The organism is Nonomuraea sp. NPDC050540, assembly GCF_044457485.1.
GTDB lineage: Bacteria > Actinomycetota > Actinomycetes > Streptosporangiales > Streptosporangiaceae > Nonomuraea.
In genome coordinates, this window is sequence record NZ_JBITHA010000003.1 from 468,589 (window position 1) to 486,649 (window position 18,061).

Sequence of the window (18,061 nt, forward strand, 5' to 3'; positions counted from 1 at the left end):
CCCGCCGGGCCTCCCGCCGCCAGGAGGGAGAGTCCATGGTCGAGCGAGGCAGGGGGAATCTCCCCGCCGAGTTCACCAGCATGATCGGCCACGCGGCCGAGGTGGCCGAGGGCCTGCGGGCGCTGGCGCGCACGCGACTGCTCGCGGTCACGGGGCCCGGAGGGGTGGGCAAGAGCCGCGTGGCGGTCAGGGTCGCCCGGCACGCCCGGCGGCGTTTCCCCGGCGGGACCTGGTACGCCGAGCTGTCGGCGGTGACCGGGGAACCGGCGCTGACCGCCCGCGTGGCGGCCGCGATCGGCCGGCCGCAGGCGCGTACTGCCGAGGGGATCGCCGCGGCGCTGCGCGAGCGCAGGGCGCTGGTCGTGCTCGACACCTGCGAGCACCTGACCGGCCCCGTCGCGCGCCTGGCGGAGGTGCTGCTGCGCCGGGCGCCCCACGTCAAGATCGTGGTGACCGGACGGCAGCCGCCCGACCTGGCCGGGCAGCGCGTGCTGTACGTGCGCCCGCTGCAGGAGGCCGACGCCGTCACGCTGTTCGCCGAGCGTGCCGCCGCCGTCGACCCCGACTTCTCCCTGTCCGGCGGCGGCACGCGCGCCGCGGTCGCCGAGATCTGCCGGAGCCTGGACGGCCTGCCGCTGGCCATCGAGCTGGCCGCGGCGTGCCTGCGCTCGCTGACCGCGCCCGAACTGCGCGACCGGCTGCGCGACCGCTGCCCGCTGCCGGCGGCGGGGACCACCAGCACGCTGCCGCGCCAGCGCGACCTGCGCGCCACGGTCGAGTGGAGTCACGCGCTGTGCGGGACGGAGCAGCGCGCGCTGTGGGCGGCGTTGTCGGTGGTGGACGGCGGGTTCGCACGGGACACGGCCGAGGCGATCGGCGTGGAGGCGGGCCTGCCCAGGGTGCGGGTGGCCGCGGTGCTGGGCGATCTCGTCGCCGGTTCGGTGGTGCTGCGGGAGCAGGCCGGCTACCGGCTGCTGCGGCCGTACCGGCAGGTCGGGCTGGAGCTTCTCGAGGCGCGGGCGCGCAGGCGCCTGACGGCCCGCTACGGCGCCGCCACGGCCGCGCCCGTGCCCGCGCCCGGCGGTGGCCCCGAGGCCGGTGACGTGGTTCTGAGCCCCCGCGAGCTGCAGGTCGCCAGGCTCATCACCGAGGGCCTGACGAACCTGGAGATCGCCGGGCGGCTGGTGATCTCGAAGCGGACGGTCGACGCGCACGTCCGCAACATCCTCGCGAAGGGGCACCTCGCCTCCCGCACCCACGTCGCCGCGTGGGTGGCTTCCAGCGATTAATCGGCACTTCTCTGGATGCGGGAGGCCGGGTCCACGGCGAACTGTTGTCATGCCGGCGGGTGACCACCGGCGTCGTCCAGGGGAGGGGTCCCAGGGTCCGGCGCCCCGCGTCCATCCGCCGGCACCACAGCGACGAGGGGAAGCCGATGCCGATCGACCCCGCCCTGGTGCGGGCCAGCCTCGCCCGCGTGGAACCGCACGCCGAGCGGGCGGCCGCGTACTTCTACGGGCGGCTGTTCGCGGAGGACCCCGCGCTGCGGGCGATGTTCCCGCCGGTCATGGACGTGCGCAGGGAACGGCTGTTCGTGTCGCTCGGCCAGATCGTCGCCCTCCTCGACCGGCCGCGGGACCTGCGGGAGTACCTGGGACAGCTCGGGCGCGACCACCGCAAGTACGGCGTGGCCCCCGAGCACTACACCGCCGTCGGCCGGGCCCTGATCGCGGCCGTGCGCCGCTACAGCGGACACTCATGGGACAGCGCCACCGAGTCCGCCTGGGTCAGCGCCTACACCATGGCGGCCAACCACATGATCGGCGCCGCCGCCGAGACCGACGGGCCCGCCTGGACGCGGGCCGAGGTGGTCGCGCACGAGCGCAGGGGCGAGTCCGTCGCCGTGCTCACGCTCCGGCCGGCGGGGCGCGTGCCGTACCGCGCCGGGCAGTACGTGAGCGTCCTGACCTCGCGCCACCCCCGGATCTGGCGCACCTACTCCGTCGCCAACGCGCCCGCGCCCGACGGCCTCATCCGGCTGCACGTACGGGCGGTGCCCGGCGGGCACGTCTCCACCGCCCTGGTCAAGGACACCAGGCCGGGAGAGGAGCTGACCGTCGGGCCCGCGATGGGCACCATGGCCGCGCCGGAGGGGGATCGGGAACTGCTGTTCGCCGCGGGCGGGACCGGCCTCGCGCCGCTGAAGGCGATCATCGAGCAGATCCTCGCCTCGGGCCGGCGGCCCGGCATCCACCTGCTGTTCGGCGCCAGGAGCGCCCAGGACCTCTACGACCTGCCCGACCTGCTCGTCCTGGCCGCCCGCCACCCCCGGCTGCGGCTGGTGCCCGTCGTCTCCCACGGCGGCCCCGCCAGGGGGCTCGCCTCCGGGGAAACGCTGAGCGGCATGCTGCCCGACGCGCTGGAGCGCTTCCGCGCCTGGACCGACCACGAGGCCTACGTCTGCGGGCCGCCGGCCATGGTCGAGGCCACCGTACGCAGGCTGCTGCGCGACGGCGTGCCCCGCGCCCGCATCCACCACGACCTGGCCAGTGACCGACCGGCCTTACCTGAGGCCACGGTCTGGTAGACGTAGTGCGTGACCGAGACCGACCACGCCCTGCTGCCGCTGGATGCGGTACGCCCGGCCGCGCAGAAGGCCAAGGGCTCGGTCGTTCCCGCCCCCGAGGCGCCCGTGGCCAAGGTGGCGGTCGACAACCCGCTGCCGCACCTCGACAGGCCCTTCGACTACCTCGTGCCCGCCGCCCTGCACGACGGCGCGCGGCCGGGGGTGCGGGTCCGGGTGCGGTTCGCGGGCAAGCTCGTGGACGGGTTCCTGCTGGAGCGGACCGAGGAGAGCGAGCACCGGGGGAAGCTGGCCGCGATCGAGCGGGTGGTGTCGGCGGAGCCGGTCCTCACGGCCGAGGTGGCCGCGCTGGCCAGGGCCGTGGCCGACCGCTACGCCGGGACGCTGGCCGACGTGCTGCGGCTGGCCGTACCCCCGCGTCACGCCAAGGTCGAGGCGGAGCCCCGGCAGGCGGCCGCCGCCGGCGGCCCGCCGGAGCCCGGAGACGGCCAGGCCTGGGCCGACTACCCGATGGGGCCGTCGTTCCTGGACGCGCTGGAGCACGGGCGGGCGCCCAGAGCCGTGTGGTCGGCGCTGCCCGGGGCCGGAGGGTGGGCCGAGGCGATCGGCGAGGCGGTGCGCGCCACGCTGGCCGGCGGCCGGGGCGCGCTGGTCGTCGTGCCGGACGGCAAGGACGTGGCGCTCGCCGACGAGGTGCTCGAGCGGCTGCTCGGCGACGGCGCGCACGTGGCGCTCACCGCGGGCCTGGGGCCGGCCGAGCGCTACCGGCGCTGGCTCAGGGTGCTGCGCGGGCAGGCGCGCGCGGTGGTCGGCACCCGTGCGGCCATGTTCGCGCCGGTCGCCGACCTGGGGTTCGTCGCCCTCTGGGACGACGGCGACGACCTCCACGCCGAACGGCTGGCGCCCTACCCGCACGCCCGCGAAGTGCTCGCCCTGCGCGCCCACCGCGGCGGCGCGGCCATGCTCATCGGCGGCTACGCCCGCACCGCCGAGGCCACCCAGCTCATCGCCACCGGCTGGGCCAGGCCGATCGTGGCCGCCCGTGAGACCGTGCGCGCCAAGGCCCCCAGGGTGCGCCCGGCGGGCGAGGACGCCGAGCTGGCCAAGGACCAGGCCGCACGCGCCGCCCGCCTGCCCAGCGTCGCCTGGCGGGCGTTGCGCGAGGGGCTGGAGTCCGGCCCGGTGCTGGTCCAGGTTCCGAGGCGCGGCTACCTGCCCTCGATCGCCTGCCGTCAGTGCCGCCGCCCGGCCCGCTGCGCCCTGCCGCCCACCCGCACCGCCCCCGACCAGGGCAACAGGATCGACGACGGCGTACCGGGGAAGGCCGCCTGCCATGGGCCGCTGGCGCTGCGCAGCGGGCACAGCGCGCCCTACTGCCGCTGGTGCGGCCGGGTGGACGCCGCCTGGCGCTGCGAGCACTGCGGCGGCGCGCACGTGCGCGCGGTCGTCGTCGGCGCCCGCCGCACCGCCGAGGAGCTGGGGCGGGCCTTCCCGTCCGTGCCGGTCAAGACGTCCGGCAGGGACGGGGTCCTGGCGCGCGTCGGCCCCGGCAAGGCGCTGGTGGTGGCCACGCCGGGCGCGGAGCCGGTGGCCGGCGGCGGGTACACGGCGGCCGTGCTCCTGGACGGCTGGGCCCTGCTGGGCCGGGCGGACCTGCGGGCGGCCGAGGAGGGCGTGCGCCGCTGGATGAACGCCGCCGCCCTGCTGCGGCCCGGCGCCGAGCTGGTGGTGCTGGCGGACATGGCGCTGCCGGCCGTACAGGCGCTGCTGCGGTGGGACCCCGTCACCCACGCCGAGCGCGAGCTCGCCGACCGCGCCGAGCTCGGCTTCCCGCCGGCGGTACGGATGGCCACGCTCACCGGTACGGCCGCCGCCGTCCGCCAGATGCTCGACGAGGTCCGCCTGCCGGAGGAAGCCCAGGTCCTCGGCCCGGTCCAGGTCGACGACGAGCGGGAACGCGCCATGATCCGGGTCCCGAGAGCCTCCGGCGGCGTGCTGGCCGCCGCGCTCAAAGGGGCCACCGGGGTGCGTGCGGCGCGTAAGGCGGCTGATGTCGTCCGGGTGAGTGTCGACCCTCTCGACCTGATTTAGCCGCTTTCCCCGATTCGCTCATCTGTTGGCCAGCCGTTAGCGTCTCCCTGTGTCGATCGAATGGGTGAACCGAGCCATCGACGACCTGCGCGCATGGGGGCGGGCGCGGGGCGTCGAGGTGGACGCCGACGAGGTGCGGCTGCTCTGCGACTACGCCAGCGACTATCTGGGCGTGAACGAGCTGGCGGACTTCGCTCCCTCGACCTTCGACGACCTGCTGCTGTCCATCTACCCGCGCAAGGTGATCGCGCCGCCGGAGAGCGCCCCCGAGTCGATCGCCGCGGCCGGCACGCTCGTCGACTACCTGGAGTCCTCCGGCGCCGCCGGCGCCGACCGGGCGCGGGCCATGCGCGCGCGGCTGAGCGAGATCGCCGAGGAGATGCCCGCCGCCCTGGCCGACCCGGCCAATTTCGGCATGGCCAAGAGCCTGTTCAGCTCGATCGGACCGGAATCGCTCGAGCAGGACATCGCGATCCCCTCCGCCGACGCGCCCGGGAGTGAGCTTCCCGAGATCGAGGAGGCGCCCTGCGACTGCCCGGCGTGCACGCCGCTGCCCGCCGTACGGCTGGCCCCCGCGCGGGAGCTGGCGGACGCGCTCGGCGGCGTGGCCCTGCTGGCCGACCGCGACCGGCTGCTGGCCTGGCTGGGCGACCGGGGCAGCACCCCCACGGCCAAGGGCGCGCTGCGCGCCAAGGACGCCGCCGCCGCGCCGGTGCCCGAGCCGAGGCTGCTGTGGGCGCTGGCCGGGCACACGGGTCTCGGCGGCTGGGCGAGCACCGTCGCCTACCTGGTCGAACACGACACCGCCGGCGCGGTCACCGGCCTGCCCGAGCTCGACGACGCCCTCTACGACCTGCTCGACCGCCTCTACCGCATGCAGACGCGGGTGCCGGACGAGGTAATCGCCGACCACGTGGTCGAGCTGGCCGACGCGGACGTGGACGTGGAGGCGGTGCTCGACCGGCTGGCCTGGTGCGGGCTGGTCGAGCGCCGGCATGACGGCGCCGGGCTGAGCCCGCTGGCCGTATGGGGGCTGCGCGAGCTCTACCTCGCCCACGGCCGCGAGGCGCCCGAGGCGCCCGACCTCGCCGTCGCCGACGCGGTCGGCCTCATCGAGGGACTGCTCGACGGCATGCCGACCGAGGCGGCCGAGCACGACATCGAACGCTGGCTGGCCGGGCGCACGCCCGAGCAGGCCGCCACCGAGCTGCTGGCCGCCGCCACCGGCGCCCCGGCCGTCGCCCGCGGCATCGCGGTCACCATCGTCGACCACCTCGGCGCCGCCGCCGAACCGGCGCTGCGCGCGGTGCTCGACGACGAGGAACTGCGCCCGCACGCCATCCACTGGCTGACCTCCAGGGGCATGCCCGCGCCGCCGCTCACCCAGGACGAGCTCCTGTGGGTCAGCGTGGACATGCTCGCGCTGGCGATGCCCGCGGCCCGGGAGGACCCCGAGATCTTCGCCGAGAACATGGCCGCCTCCGGCCCGCCCGCCCACCTCATCGAGGAGATGTGGCGGGTCGACCACCCCGACGTGGTCGAGGTGCTCGAACTGCTCGGGCAGTCGCTGCCGGGCAGCGGAGAGGCCAAGGCGGCGCGCAAGGCGGCGTTCAAAGCGCGCTCACGAGCCATCCGATGAAGTACATCCCTGTGACTCGTGTGCAGTAAGTTTCGTGGGTGGCAAACAACGTCTTCGACCTCGCCGAGCTCCGCAAGCTGATCGAGGAGCCCGCTCCCGTGGAGACGCCCGCGCCCCAGGTCAGGGAGGCGTTGACGTTCCCGCCTGTCGCGCTGGCCGCCGACGCGGAGCTGGCCGCCGCGGTGCCCGGGGTGCCGCTCGTCGCCGACGCCATCAAGCTCACCTCCTGGACCGGCGAGCGCCCGGTCACCGATGAGGGACTGCTGTCCGAGACCGACGCCGGCGCCGCGGCCAAGGAGCTCGGCGTCTCCCGGGCCCGGCTGCAGCTGGCCTGGATCGTGGCGGTCAACACCCGCCTGCTCCAGATCGTGCGCGGCACCGCCTCGCGCGGCGCGCTGCCCCTGCTCCTGCCCGTCGAGGGCACGCTGGAGTTCTGGGACGGCGTCGTCATGGACGTACTCGACCAGGCCGAGTCCTCCCGCCTGACCGGCTCGCGCGTCATCGACGGCCACCTGGCCGAGACCCTCGCCACCATCTACTCCGTGCGCTCCGGCGTCGCCATCGCCAACCTCGCCAAGGGCCTGCTGCAGTCGCACGAGGTGGCCTGCGAGCCGAGCCAGGCCGAGCTGCGCGAGCTCAGCGGCAGCCTGCCGGGCGAACTGCTGGAGGCGCTGTCCCTGCTCACCTACTGCGGCCTGGTGCAGCAGACCGGCACCGGCCGGATCGCGCTGACCCCGCTCGGCGTGTGGGCCGTCCGCCACGACCTGCTGCGCGAGGGCCACGAGGCGCCCACGCTGGCCGAGGTCGAGGTCTTCGCCGGGCTCGACGCGGAAGCGCTGGTGGAGTCCCTGGTCAGTGGCGCGGTCACGCAGAGCGCGGTGACGACCTGGCTGGAACGCCGCCCGCCCGAGCAGGCCGCCCGCGACCTCCTGGCCGTCGCCACGGCCGGCGGCGCCGGCCACCGCGGCGCCGTGGGCGCCATACTCGAAGAGCTCGGCCCCGAGGCCCAGTCGCCGGTACGCGACTCGCTCGCCGACCCCACCCTGTGGCGCTACGCCGCCTCCTGGCTGCACATCCGCGACCTCGACGCGCCGCCGCTCAGCTCCGACGACCACACCTGGATCGCCGTCGACTCCGTGGCCGCCCTGCTCCACATCTCCGGCAGTCCGGAGTCCGTCGGCGAGTTCGGCGCGCTGGAGTCGGGCGAGGACCTGGTCAGGAGCGTGGGGGAGATGGCCGGTTCCAGCCACCCCGACACCGTGGCCGTCCTCGAACTCCTGGCCTCCACCCACAGTGACGCGGCCGTCGCCAAGGCGGCGCGCAAAGCAGCGATGAAAGCCAGGTCTCTCCAGACCACTAAACTGGGCTGATCCCACCCTGCCTTCGCGGAACGGAGTTGGCCTCTTGGCGATCCAGTCGATCCGGCTGTTCGGAGACCCGGTGCTGCGCACCCCGGCGGCCCCGGTCGTCGACTTCGACAAGGAGCTGCGCAAACTGGTCAAAGACCTGACCGACACGATGATGGACGCGCCGGGCGCCGGCCTGGCAGCCCCGCAGATCGGCGTCGGCCTGCGGGTCTTCACCTACTACGTCGACGACCAGCTCGGCCACCTGATCAACCCCGACCTCGACCTGTCGGCCGACCTCGACGAGGAGGGCGAGGAAGGCTGCCTGTCCTTCCCCGGCCTGTCCTTCCCGACGCCCCGCGCCATCCGCGCCGTCGCCAAGGGACTCGACATGCACGGCGAGCCGGTCACCCTCGAAGGCACCGACCTGATGGCCCGCTGCTTCCAGCACGAGACCGACCACCTCGACGGCGTCCTGTTCATCGACCGGATGGACTCCGCGCAGCGCAAGCTCGCGATGAAGGCCATCCGAGAGGCCGAGTGGAGCGGTCTGACCCCGCCGGCGGTCAAGATCTCCCCGCACGCCACCGGCGGGAAGGCTCTCTGACCATGCGCCTGGTCTTCGCCGGCACGCCCGAGACGGCCCTGCCCTCGCTGCGCGCCCTCATCGACTCGCCACGCCACGACGTCGTGGCCGTGGTCACCCGTCCCGACGCCCAGACCGGCCGCGGCCGCAAGGTGCACCCGTCGCCGGTCGCCGAGCTGGCCGAGGAGGCCGGCATCGAGGTGCTGCGCCCGGCCAAGGCCGGCGACCCAGGGTTCCTCGACCGGCTGCGCGCGCTGGAGCCCGACTGCTGCCCGGTCGTCGCCTACGGGGCGCTGCTGCCGCAGTCCGCGCTCGACGTGCCCCGCCGGGGCTGGATCAACCTGCACTTCTCGCTGCTGCCCGCCTGGCGCGGCGCCGCCCCCGTGCAGCACTCGGTGCTCCACGGCGACGAGATCACCGGCGCTGCCACCTTCCAGATCGTCAAGGAGCTCGACGCCGGACCCGTCTACGGTGTCGTCACCGAGGAGATCCGCGCCGGCGACACCAGCGGCGCGCTGCTGGAGCGCCTGTCGATCTCCGGCGCCGGGCTGCTGGCCGCCACCCTCGACGGAATCGAGGACGGCACCCTGGAGCCCCGGCCTCAGCCCGCCGACGGCATCAGCTACGCACCGAAGATCAACGTGGACGACGCCAGGGCCGACTGGCAGGCGCCCGCGATGCGGGTCGACCGGCTCGTGCGCGCCTGCACACCCAACCCCGGCGCGTGGAGTGAGTTCCGCGGTCAGCGGGTCAAGCTCGGCCCGGTCCGGCCGCGGCCCGACGCCGCCCGGCTGGAGCCCGGCGTGATCGCGGCCACCAAGCATGAGGTGCTGGTCGGCACCGCCACCCATCCGGTCGAGCTGACCGAGGTGCAGGCGCAGGGCAAACGGGCGATGAGCGCGGCCGAGTGGGCCCGCGGCTCGCGCCTGGGCGAAGGGGACAAGTTCGCGTGACGGCTTCACGGGGAGACGGCGGCGCACGGGGCCGCGGTCGTGGTGACGGCGGCTACGGCCGGGGCAGGGGCGGCGGGAGCCGTACCGGGAAGGGGCCGGTGCGGGACGAGCCGCGCAACGCGGCCTTCGACGTGCTACGCGCCGTCGACGAGCGGGACGCCTACGCCAACCTGCTGATGCCGCGCCTGCTGCGCGAGCGGCGGCTGGGCGGGCGTGACGCGGCGCTCGCCACCGAACTGGCCTACGGGACGCTGCGCGGGCTCGGCACCTACGACGCGATCATCGAGTACTGCACCGACCGCGCGCCCGACCCCGACGTGCGCGACGCGCTGCGGCTCGGCGCCCACCAGCTGCTCAAGATGCGCGTCCCGCCGCACGCCGCGGTGGGCACGACCGTCGATCTGGTACGGCTGCGCGTCGGCGTCGGCGCCTCCAAGTTCGCCAACGCCGTCCTGCGCAAGGTGGCCGCCAGGCCCCTCGACGACTGGATCCCGATCGTGGCCCCCGAGGACCCGGTCGGTCACATGTCGATCGCCCACAGCCATCCGCGCTGGATCGTGTCCGCCTTCCGCGACGCGCTCGGCGGCGACGACGCGGAGACGGCCGATCTGCTGGCGGCCGACAACGTACGCCCGCTGGTCACGCTCGTGGCCCGTCCCGGCCGTAGCTCGGTGGCCGAGCTGCAGGACTCCGGCGCCGAGGCCGGCCGCTACTCGCCCTATGCCGCGTACCTGCCCGAGGGCGACCCGGGCCAGGTGCGGGCGGTGGCCGAGTATCGCGCCGCCGTGCAGGACGAGGCCAGTCAGCTCGTCGCCCTCGCCCTGGCCAGGGTGCCGGTGGAGGGTCGCGACGAGTTCTGGCTCGACATGTGCGCGGGCCCCGGCGGCAAGGCGGGCCTGCTCGACGCCATCGCCGCCTACGGCGACCCCGACGAGGGCTTCCCCGGCGGCAAGCACCTGCTGGCCGCCGACGTCCAGTACCACCGTGCCCGCCTGGTCTGGCAGACCACCCGTGAGGCCTCGGTGATCACCGCCGACGGCACCGAGCCGGCCTGGCGGTCCGGCGTCTTCGACCGGATCATGCTCGACGCGCCCTGCACCGGCCTGGGCGCGCTGCGCCGCCGTCCCGAGGCGCGGTGGCGGCGCGACCCCGCGGGCGTGCCCGGCCTCGGCGCGCTGCAGCGCGGTCTTCTGGGCACCGCCCTCGACGCGGTACGGCCCGGCGGCGTCGTCGCCTACGTCACCTGCTCGCCCCACCTGGCCGAGACCGGGATCGTGGTCTCCGACGTCCTGCGGGGCCGCGAGGACGTCGAGCAGCTGGACGCGCGCTCGTACCTGACCGAGGTGCCCGACCTGGGCGACGGCCCGCACGCGCAGTTCTGGCCGCACCGGCACGGCATGGACGCCATGTTCCTGGCCCTGCTCCGCAAGCGGTAACAAGCAAGCGTTAGGTCACAATTCGCCTTCTAAGCCTGTCCTTGCCCTGGGCCGGTGTGGTCCCATCGGCCACGTGGACATCCTCGACGGCCTGCGCGGGGCCGAGCTCGGGCCGATCATCGCGCTCCAGGGGCTGCCCGGCTGGCTGGAACCGGTGATGGAGGCGGTGTCGCTGTTCGGCAGCGAGCAGACCTTCCTGTTCCTGCTGCCCGTCCTGTACTGGTGCGTCAGCCCCCGCCTCGGCCTGCGGATGGGCGTGGTCGTGCTGGGCGCGGCGGCCGGCAACGCGGTGCTCAAACTGCTGTTCCACGCGCCGCGTCCCTACTGGGTGGACGCCCGCGTCAGGCCGCTGTCGCTGGAGGGGACGTTCGGGCTGCCGTCCGGTCACGCGCAGATCGCCACGGCCACGTGGGGCGCCCTGGCCGCGGCCGTGCGCCGGCCGTGGGCGTGGTGGGGCGCGGTGGCGGCGGTCGCGCTCATCGGGCTGTCCCGGGTCTACCTGGGGGTGCACTTCATCTCCGACGTGGTGGCGGGGGTGCTGCTGGGCGTGGCCGTACTGGTGCTGGTGGTGAAGCTGGAGCCGCCCGCCGTACGGTGGTGGCGGGGGCTGACGCTGGGCCGGCAGCTGGCCGCGTCGGCGCTGGTCTCGGTACTCCCGCTGGGGGCGGCCGCGCTGGCCGACGTGCCCCATGCCGGGTGGTCGCTGCCGGCGGCGTGGCGGCTGGCCGGGGACGTCGACCCCGCCGCGCTCGACACGCTGGTGGCGATGTGCGGGTCGGTGCTGGGGATGCTGGCGGGGGCGTCGGTGATGTACCGGCTCGGGTGGTTCTCGGTGCGCGGGACGCTGGGCCGGAAGGCAGCGCGGTGGGCGCTCGGGTCGGTGGTGGTGGGGGCGCTGTGGTTCGGGCTGCGGGAACTGCTGCCGGAGCATGATGTGCTGAGATATCTCCGCTATGCGCTGCTGACGTTGTGGGTGCAGCTCGGGGCGCCGCTGACCTTCATCCGGCTGGGCCTGATGAGCGGAGCCGAACGCAAGGTGCCGTAAAGGGCTTCCTGGCGCCGCCGGGCCTTCCCGCATCATGGCCGGTGCCCGTCGCGGGTCCGGGGCTTCCCTAGAATCGGAGCGTGCAGATCTCGCCCAGCATCCTGTCCGCCGACTTCGCCCGGCTCGCCGACGAGGCCGCCGCGGTGCCCAACGCCGACTGGCTCCACGTGGACGTCATGGACAACCACTTCGTGCCCAACCTCACCCTCGGGCTGCCCGTCGTCGAAGCGCTGCTCAAGGCCACGTCCACGCCGATCGACTGCCACCTCATGATCGAGGACCCGGACCGCTGGGCGCCCGCCTACGCCGAGGCCGGGGCGGGCAGCGTGACCATCCACGCGGAGGCGGCCAAGGCGCCGGTACGGACGCTGCGCCAGATCAGGGCTCTGGGGGCGCGGGCCGGTTTCGCCCTCAACCCCGCGACCGACGTCACCCAGTACGAGGACCTGCTGGGCGAGATCGACATGCTGTTGCTGATGACGGTCGAACCCGGCTTCGGCGGACAGCGCTTCCTCGACGTGGTGCTCCCCAAGATCCGCCGCGCCCGTGAGCTGGTGTCCCGGCACGGGGGCCAGATCTGGATCCAGGTGGACGGAGGGGTGGCGGCCGACACGATCGAACGTTGCGCCGAGGCGGGCGCGGACGTGTTCGTGGCGGGCAGCGCCGTCTACGGAGCCACCGACCCACGCGCCGCCATCGACCACCTGCGCGCCCTGGCCGAGAGCGTCCCCCGCCCAGGCGGCGCGATCTAACCCTCCAGAGGCACGCCCCAGGACGACACCCGCCCTTGCGGTGCCCCGCTCTCTCTCGGGAGTTCGTCGCGCCGCGGCCCTGGCCCTGTGTGCGCCCAGAAGCCTCCGGCCTTCCGGCACGGGGGCCGGAGGGCCGTTCTCCGCGCTGGGTGCCCTGGGCTTGTCGCGCGCCCAGAAGCCTCCGGTGCCGGGCATCCGGATCGCGGGTGTCTCCGAGCGCCGGGAACGGGTGGGCGTTCCTTGGCTCGGGGGCGTTCTGGAACGTTTGTCTGGTTGGGGGTTATGGGTAACTGTTTACTTATGACGGACCATGGGCTGTTCGGGCCGGAATCGGTGACGTGGCGGGTGATGGGGGAGCCCATCCTGCTGGTGGGCGGGTTCCGGGCGCTGCTGATGCAGGGGTTGCACCCGAGGGCGATGCGCGGTGTCCTGCAGAACTCCGCGCTCATGCACCCCGACGAGGCCTGGTCGCGGTTCATGCGGACCACCGAGTTCGTCCGGGTCCGGACGTACGGCACGCTGCCCGAGGTCGAGCGGGCGGGCAGGCGGGTACGGAAGATCCACTCCACGCTCCGCGCCGACGACCCCGACACCGGTGAGCGCTTCCGGCTGGACGAGCCCGGCGCCCTGATGTGGGTGCACGTCGGCGAGGTGGACTCCTACCTGTCGGTGGCGCGGCGGGCGGGGGTGCGGCTGTCGGCCGGGGACGCCGATCGGTTCGTGCTGGAATGGCGGCGGGCCGCGGAGGTCGTCGGCCTGAACCCCGGTGACGCCCCGGGCAGTGTCGCCGAGCTGCGCGACTACATCGAGTCCAAGCGGCCGGGCCTGCGCCTGGTGCCCGAGGCGGCGCACCCGCTGCGGCAGTCGCTGACCGCGCCGCTGCCCCTGCGGCTGGCGCCGCTCAAGCCCGTGCTTCCCGCCCTGACGCTGCTGGCGTTCGCGACCCTGCCCCGCTGGGCGCGCCGCCTGTACGGCCTGCCCGCCACCCCCGTCGGCGACCTGTGGGCCACCGCCACCCTGCGGGCGTTGCACGCGGGACTCGGCCTGGTGCCCGCCCAGATGCGCTACGCCCCCGACGCCCGCCGTGCACGGAAGCTCATGGCCGCTTGACCAAGCGAGCGCTTGGTTGAGAATATGGGGGCGGTCGCAGATGCCGATTCGGGCATGGCAGACTGATAGGCGAAAGAAGAGCTAGCGTGCTCCGGGGTCGGTGAAATTCCGAACCGGCGGTTACAGTCCGCGACCCGGCCGATGCCATCGGCCGGTTGACTCGGTGAAATTCCGGGACCGACGGTTAAAGTCCGGATGGGAGGAAGCGCGCAGGCGTCCGGCCGTGGCCGGGCGCCGTTGTGGTGGCGTACGCGCACCACGCACCCCCGGGGTTCGCCGTGGCTTGGAGCTACTGGCGAGTAGGAGGTCCGGGGGTGGACGAACCCTTCCGGGATGACCCCCTTTCCGATGAACGGCGCACCGCGGACGAGCGGGATGCCGGCTACATGGCGCGGGCCGTCGAACTGGCCGCGTTCGGCCTGGGCACGACCAGCCCCAACCCCGTCGTAGGCTGCGTCATCCTCGACGCCCACGGCGAGGTCGCGGGCGAGGGCTTCCACGCCTACGCCGGCGGCCCCCACGCCGAGGTCGTGGCCCTGCGCGCGGCCGGTGAGCGGGCCCGTGGCGGCACCGCGTACGTCACCCTCGAACCCTGCGACCACACCGGAAGCACCGGCCCGTGCACCGAGGCGCTCCTGGCCGCCGGCCTCGCCCGGGTCGTCTACGCCGTCCCCGACCCCAACCCGCTCGCGGCCGGCGGCGGCGAGCGGCTGCGCGCCCACGGCGTCGAGGTCGCGCACGGCCTGCTGGGCGAGGAGGCCGAGCGGGTCAACGCCGCGTGGCTGACCTCGGTGCGGCTGGGCAGGCCGCATGTCACGTGGAAGTTCGCCGCCACCCTGGACGGGCGTTCGGCCGCCGCGGACGGCACCAGCAAGTGGATCACCTCGCCCCAGGCCAGGCAGGACGTCCACCGGCTGCGGGCCACCTCCGACGCGATCGTCGCCGGCATCGGCACCGTCCTGGCCGACGACCCGCTCCTGACCGCCCGGCCGGCGGAAGCCGTACCGGACGACAGGCCGGCGGACGGGCCGGACGGCGGGCCGCAGGACGGGCGGGACGGCGGGCGGGACCGGCGCGACGGCGGGCTGGGCGGGGTGATGCGTGAGCAGCTCGCCGAGGCTCGGCGGCGGGCGCGGCCGCCGTTGCGGGTGGTGGTCGACTCCGGAGCCCGTACGCCCGCCGGGGCGCGGGTGCTCGACGGGGCGGCGCCGACCCTCGTGGCCGTCGCCGACACCACGCGCACCGGGCTGACGGCCGAACTCGTGCGGCTGCCGTACCGGCCGGACGGGCTGGATCTGCACGCGCTGCTCGCGGAGCTGCGCCGGCGCGGCGTGGTCAGCGTCTTTCTGGAGGGCGGGCCGACGCTCGCGGGCTCCTTCGTCAGGCAGGGCCTGGTCGACCGGGTCGTGGCCTACGTCGCGCCCGCGCTGCTCGGCTCGGGGCGGGCGGCGCTGGGGCAGGCGGGCGTGTCCACGATCGCCGGCATCCACTCCTTCGTCTTCGAAGAGGTTTCCATGATCGGCCCGGACCTGCGGCTCACCGCGCGGCCGGGCTCCCCTAAGGAGAAGTGATGTTCACCGGAATCATCGAGGAAATGGGCGAGGTCGTCGCCCTCGAAACGCGCGGGGACTCGGCCGTGCTGTCGGTACGCGGCCCGGTCGTCACCTCCGACGCCCGCCACGGCGACTCCATCGCCGTCAACGGCGTCTGCCTGACCGTCGTGGAGTCGGCGGACGGGGTGTTCACCGTCGACGTGATGAAGGAGTCGCTGGAACGCACCTCGCTCGGCGGGCTCAAGGAGGGTTCGGCGGTCAACCTGGAGCGCGCGGTCCGCGCCGACCAGCGGCTCGGCGGTCACATCGTGCAGGGCCACGTGGACGGCACCGCCGTCCTGCTGTCGAGGGAGCCCGGCGAGGCGTGGGACAACCTGCGCTTCAGCCTGCCCGCCCAGCTCGCCCGGTACGTGGCGGAGAAGGGCTCGATCGCGATCGACGGAATCAGTCTCACGGTCACGACGGTTGACGACGACAGCTTCGGGGTGAGCCTCATCCCGACCACGTTGCGCCTGACCAACCTGGGCGGGCGCGAGGCCGGGGAGCTGGTGAACCTGGAGGTCGACGTGATCGCCAAGTATGTGGAAAGGCTGGTGGCACTGCGGTGAGCTGGGCAGATGCCTCAATCAATGTGTTCGGGTTGCCGGTCAAGTGGACCGATCTGCTCGGCAACGTGTTCGCGGTGGCGACCGTGCTGTTCGCCATGCGCAAGTCCATCTGGACGTGGCCGGTGCAGTTCGTCGGGGCGGTGCTGCTGTTCATCGCCTCGGTCAGCGCGCACGTCACCGGAAACGCCCTGAAGCAGGTCCTGTTCGGCGCGCTGGCGGTCTACGGCTGGTGGAAGTGGCGCCAGGGCACCCAGGACGGTCAGGCCCTCGAGGTGCGCCCGGCCCGGATGGGAGAGCGCGTCGGTCTGGTCACCGCGATGCTGCTCGGCACCGCCTTGGTCGGCACGGTGTTCTACGGGGCGTGGGTGCTGTTCGAGCTGCCGCTGTCCTGGGGCGTGCACGCGCCCGCGCCGGAGGCCTTCTTCCTCGTGGCCGCCGACGCCTACATCTTCGTCGGCGGGGCCGTCGCCACCTGGGCGCAGGGGCGGGCGCTGGTCGACTTCTGGATCGTGTGGATGGCCGTCGACCTGGTCGGCGTGCCGCTGCTGTTCCGTTCCCAGCTCTACGTCTCCGGCGCCGTCTACGGCCTCTTCTTCATCCTCGTCCTCATCGGCTTCGTGAAGTGGCTGCGCGAGTACCGCACACGAACCACCGAGCTCAAGCCCATGGCGGTGGCGACATGACCATGCTGGACCAAGTCGAACGGGCCATCAACGACATCCGCGACGGCAGGCCCGTCATCGTCGTCGACGACGAGAACCGCGAGAACGAGGGCGACATCATCTTCGCCGCCGCGAAGGCCACCCCCGAGCTCCTGACCTTCACCATCCGCCACACCAGCGGCGTCATCTGCGTGCCCATGGAGGGCAAGGAGCTCGACCGGCTCGGCCTGCCGCTCATGGTGTTCCAGAACCGCGAGCGCATGCGGACCGCGTACACCATCAGCGTCGACGCGCGCGACGGCGTCACCACCGGCATCTCGGCCGCCGACCGCGCCAAGACCATCCGCGCGCTCGCCGACTCCGCCACGGAACCCAATGAGCTGGTACGGCCCGGCCACATCTTCCCGCTGCGCTACCACGACGGCGGCGTCCTGATGCGCAGGGGCCACACCGAGGCCGCCGTCGACCTGGCCCGCCTGGCCGGGCTGTCACCCGCGGGCGTCCTGGCCGAGATCGTCAACGACGACGGCACCATGGCCAGGCTGCCCGAGCTGCGCGCCTTCGCCGACGAGCACGACCTCGCCCTCATCTCCATCGAGCAGCTCGTCGAGCACCGGCGGCGCACCGAGAGCATGGTCACCCGGGTCGCCGAAACCCGCCTGCCCAACCGCCACGGCATGTGGCGCGCCTACGGCTACTCCAGCTCGCTGGACGGCGGCGAGCACCTCGCGCTGGTGCTCGGCGAGCTCGGCGACGGCGAGAACGTGCTGGTCCGCGCCCACTCCGAATGCCTGACCGGCGACGTCTTCGGCTCGCTGCGCTGCGACTGCGGCGTCCAGCTCGACCACGCCATGGCCGCCATCGCCGAGGAGGGCAGGGGCGTCGTCGTGTACCTGCGCGGGCACGAGGGGCGCGGCATCGGCCTGCTGGCCAAGCTCAAGGCCTACAGCCTGCAGGACAACGGCAGCGACACGGTCGACGCCAACCTGGAGCTGGGGCTGCCGGTGGACGCCCGCGAGTTCTCCAACGCCGGCCAGATGCTGGCCGATCTGGGGGTCAAGTCGATCCGGCTGCTGACCAACAACCCGGCCAAGCTCAAGGGCATGGACGGCTACGGCATCAAGGTGCTGGGCCGCGAGGCGATGCCGGTGGCCGTGAACCCCCACAACGAGCGCTACCTGACGGCCAAGCGGGAACGCCTCGGCCACTTCGTGGAGGAGACCTCATGAGCGGCGAAGGACGGCCCGGGGCGTCCGTGGTGGACGCATCCGGACTCAAGGTCGGGATCGTCGCGGCGAGCTGGCACGCGGGGATCACCGACCGGCTGGTGGCCAGGGCCGTACAGGCCTGCGACGACAGCGGCGCCCTGGCCACCGTGGTGAGGGTGGCCGGCTCGCTGGAGATCCCCGTGGTGGCGCAGGCGCTGGCCAGGCGCTGCGACGCGGTGGTGGCGCTGGGAGCGGTGATCCGGGGTGAGACCGCCCATTTCGAGTACGTCTGCGACTCGGTGACGGCGGGACTGACCAGGATCTCGCTCGACGAGGAGACCCCGGTCGGCAACGGCGTCCTGACCTGCGAGAACCTCAAGCAGGCCGAGGACCGATCGGGAGGGCCCGGCGCCAAGGAGGACAAGGGTTACGAGTCGGCCATGGCGGCGCTGGAGACGGCGTTGCTGCTCCGCGGGCTGACCGTCTGA

General features: G+C 73.9%; 16 protein-coding genes and 1 riboswitch. All 16 genes read left to right on the forward strand.

What is annotated here, in order from left to right; genetic code table 11:
• The first annotated feature begins 35 nt into the window (after positions 1-35).
• Positions 36-1,289: a LuxR C-terminal-related transcriptional regulator gene (locus tag ACIBI5_RS12505; RefSeq protein ID WP_397246064.1), complete on the forward strand. Its 1,254-nt coding sequence runs from the start codon at positions 36-38 to the stop codon at positions 1,287-1,289.
• A 146-nt stretch (positions 1,290-1,435) separates the two neighbouring features.
• Positions 1,436-2,587 carry a globin domain-containing protein gene (locus tag ACIBI5_RS12510; RefSeq protein WP_397246066.1) on the forward strand — a complete coding sequence of 384 codons (1,152 nt, stop codon included), beginning with the start codon at positions 1,436-1,438 and terminating at the stop codon, positions 2,585-2,587.
• A gap of 9 nt (positions 2,588-2,596) precedes the next feature.
• Positions 2,597-4,675: a primosomal protein N' gene (locus ACIBI5_RS12515; protein WP_397246068.1), complete on the forward strand. Its 2,079-nt coding sequence runs from the start codon at positions 2,597-2,599 to the stop codon at positions 4,673-4,675.
• 49 nt (positions 4,676-4,724) lie between these two features.
• Complete coding sequence (locus tag ACIBI5_RS12520) at positions 4,725-6,314, forward strand: hypothetical protein (RefSeq protein ID WP_397246070.1); 1,590 nt, start codon at positions 4,725-4,727, stop codon at positions 6,312-6,314.
• 38 nt (positions 6,315-6,352) lie between these two features.
• Positions 6,353-7,684 carry a hypothetical protein gene (locus ACIBI5_RS12525; protein ID WP_397246072.1) on the forward strand — a complete coding sequence of 444 codons (1,332 nt, stop codon included), beginning with the start codon at positions 6,353-6,355 and terminating at the stop codon, positions 7,682-7,684.
• A 34-nt stretch (positions 7,685-7,718) separates the two neighbouring features.
• On the forward strand, positions 7,719-8,267 hold the full coding sequence (def, locus tag ACIBI5_RS12530; RefSeq protein WP_397246074.1) for a peptide deformylase: 549 nt from the start codon (positions 7,719-7,721) through the stop codon (positions 8,265-8,267).
• A gap of 2 nt (positions 8,268-8,269) precedes the next feature.
• Positions 8,270-9,199: a methionyl-tRNA formyltransferase gene (gene fmt / locus ACIBI5_RS12535; RefSeq protein WP_397246076.1), complete on the forward strand. Its 930-nt coding sequence runs from the start codon at positions 8,270-8,272 to the stop codon at positions 9,197-9,199.
• A complete protein-coding gene (locus tag ACIBI5_RS12540; protein ID WP_397246078.1) occupies positions 9,196-10,635 on the forward strand; it encodes an RsmB/NOP family class I SAM-dependent RNA methyltransferase in 1,440 nt (479 codons plus the stop codon). The genes fmt and ACIBI5_RS12540 overlap by 4 nt, the downstream gene beginning before the upstream one ends.
• 73 nt (positions 10,636-10,708) lie before the next feature.
• Positions 10,709-11,680, forward strand: a complete 972-nt coding sequence (locus ACIBI5_RS12545; protein ID WP_397246080.1) for a phosphatase PAP2 family protein — start codon at positions 10,709-10,711, stop codon at positions 11,678-11,680.
• A gap of 80 nt (positions 11,681-11,760) precedes the next feature.
• Positions 11,761-12,432 carry a ribulose-phosphate 3-epimerase gene (gene rpe, locus ACIBI5_RS12550; RefSeq protein WP_397101476.1) on the forward strand — a complete coding sequence of 224 codons (672 nt, stop codon included), beginning with the start codon at positions 11,761-11,763 and terminating at the stop codon, positions 12,430-12,432.
• 300 nt (positions 12,433-12,732) lie between these two features.
• The gene (locus ACIBI5_RS12555; protein WP_397246082.1) at positions 12,733-13,542 is read left to right on the forward strand and encodes an oxygenase MpaB family protein; all 810 of its coding nucleotides are present in this window, start codon (positions 12,733-12,735) and stop codon (positions 13,540-13,542) included.
• Between the two features lie 82 nt (positions 13,543-13,624).
• A riboswitch (FMN riboswitch) is annotated at positions 13,625-13,755 on the forward strand.
• Positions 13,756-13,856: 101 nt separating this feature from the next.
• Positions 13,857-15,113: a bifunctional diaminohydroxyphosphoribosylaminopyrimidine deaminase/5-amino-6-(5-phosphoribosylamino)uracil reductase RibD gene (gene ribD, locus ACIBI5_RS12560; RefSeq protein WP_397246084.1), complete on the forward strand. Its 1,257-nt coding sequence runs from the start codon at positions 13,857-13,859 to the stop codon at positions 15,111-15,113.
• Positions 15,113-15,703 (forward strand): riboflavin synthase, encoded by a 591-nt coding sequence (locus ACIBI5_RS12565; RefSeq protein WP_397246086.1) that lies wholly within the window; start codon positions 15,113-15,115, stop codon positions 15,701-15,703. The genes ribD and ACIBI5_RS12565 overlap by 1 nt, the downstream gene beginning before the upstream one ends.
• A gap of 23 nt (positions 15,704-15,726) precedes the next feature.
• Positions 15,727-16,386 (forward strand): nicotinamide riboside transporter PnuC, encoded by a 660-nt coding sequence (locus ACIBI5_RS12570; RefSeq protein ID WP_397246777.1) that lies wholly within the window; start codon positions 15,727-15,729, stop codon positions 16,384-16,386.
• The gene (locus tag ACIBI5_RS12575) at positions 16,383-17,594 is read left to right on the forward strand and encodes a bifunctional 3,4-dihydroxy-2-butanone-4-phosphate synthase/GTP cyclohydrolase II (protein ID WP_397246088.1); all 1,212 of its coding nucleotides are present in this window, start codon (positions 16,383-16,385) and stop codon (positions 17,592-17,594) included. The genes ACIBI5_RS12570 and ACIBI5_RS12575 overlap by 4 nt, the downstream gene beginning before the upstream one ends.
• On the forward strand, positions 17,591-18,061 hold the full coding sequence (ribH, locus tag ACIBI5_RS12580; RefSeq protein ID WP_397246090.1) for a 6,7-dimethyl-8-ribityllumazine synthase: 471 nt from the start codon (positions 17,591-17,593) through the stop codon (positions 18,059-18,061). The genes ACIBI5_RS12575 and ribH overlap by 4 nt, the downstream gene beginning before the upstream one ends.

Excerpts from the sequence above, each read along its gene's own strand:
- ACIBI5_RS12505 (WP_397246064.1), top strand. The coding sequence starts at position 36 with ATGGTCGAGCGAGGCAGGGGGAATCTCCCCGCCGAGTTCACCAGCATG.
- ACIBI5_RS12565 (WP_397246086.1), top strand. The coding sequence starts at position 15,113 with ATGTTCACCGGAATCATCGAGGAAATGGGCGAGGTCGTCGCCCTCGAA.
- ACIBI5_RS12555 (WP_397246082.1), top strand. The coding sequence starts at position 12,733 with ATGACGGACCATGGGCTGTTCGGGCCGGAATCGGTGACGTGGCGGGTG.
- ACIBI5_RS12510 (WP_397246066.1), top strand. The coding sequence starts at position 1,436 with ATGCCGATCGACCCCGCCCTGGTGCGGGCCAGCCTCGCCCGCGTGGAA.
- ACIBI5_RS12575 (WP_397246088.1), top strand. The coding sequence starts at position 16,383 with ATGACCATGCTGGACCAAGTCGAACGGGCCATCAACGACATCCGCGAC.
- ribH (WP_397246090.1), top strand. The coding sequence starts at position 17,591 with ATGAGCGGCGAAGGACGGCCCGGGGCGTCCGTGGTGGACGCATCCGGA.
- fmt (WP_397246076.1), top strand. The coding sequence starts at position 8,270 with ATGCGCCTGGTCTTCGCCGGCACGCCCGAGACGGCCCTGCCCTCGCTG.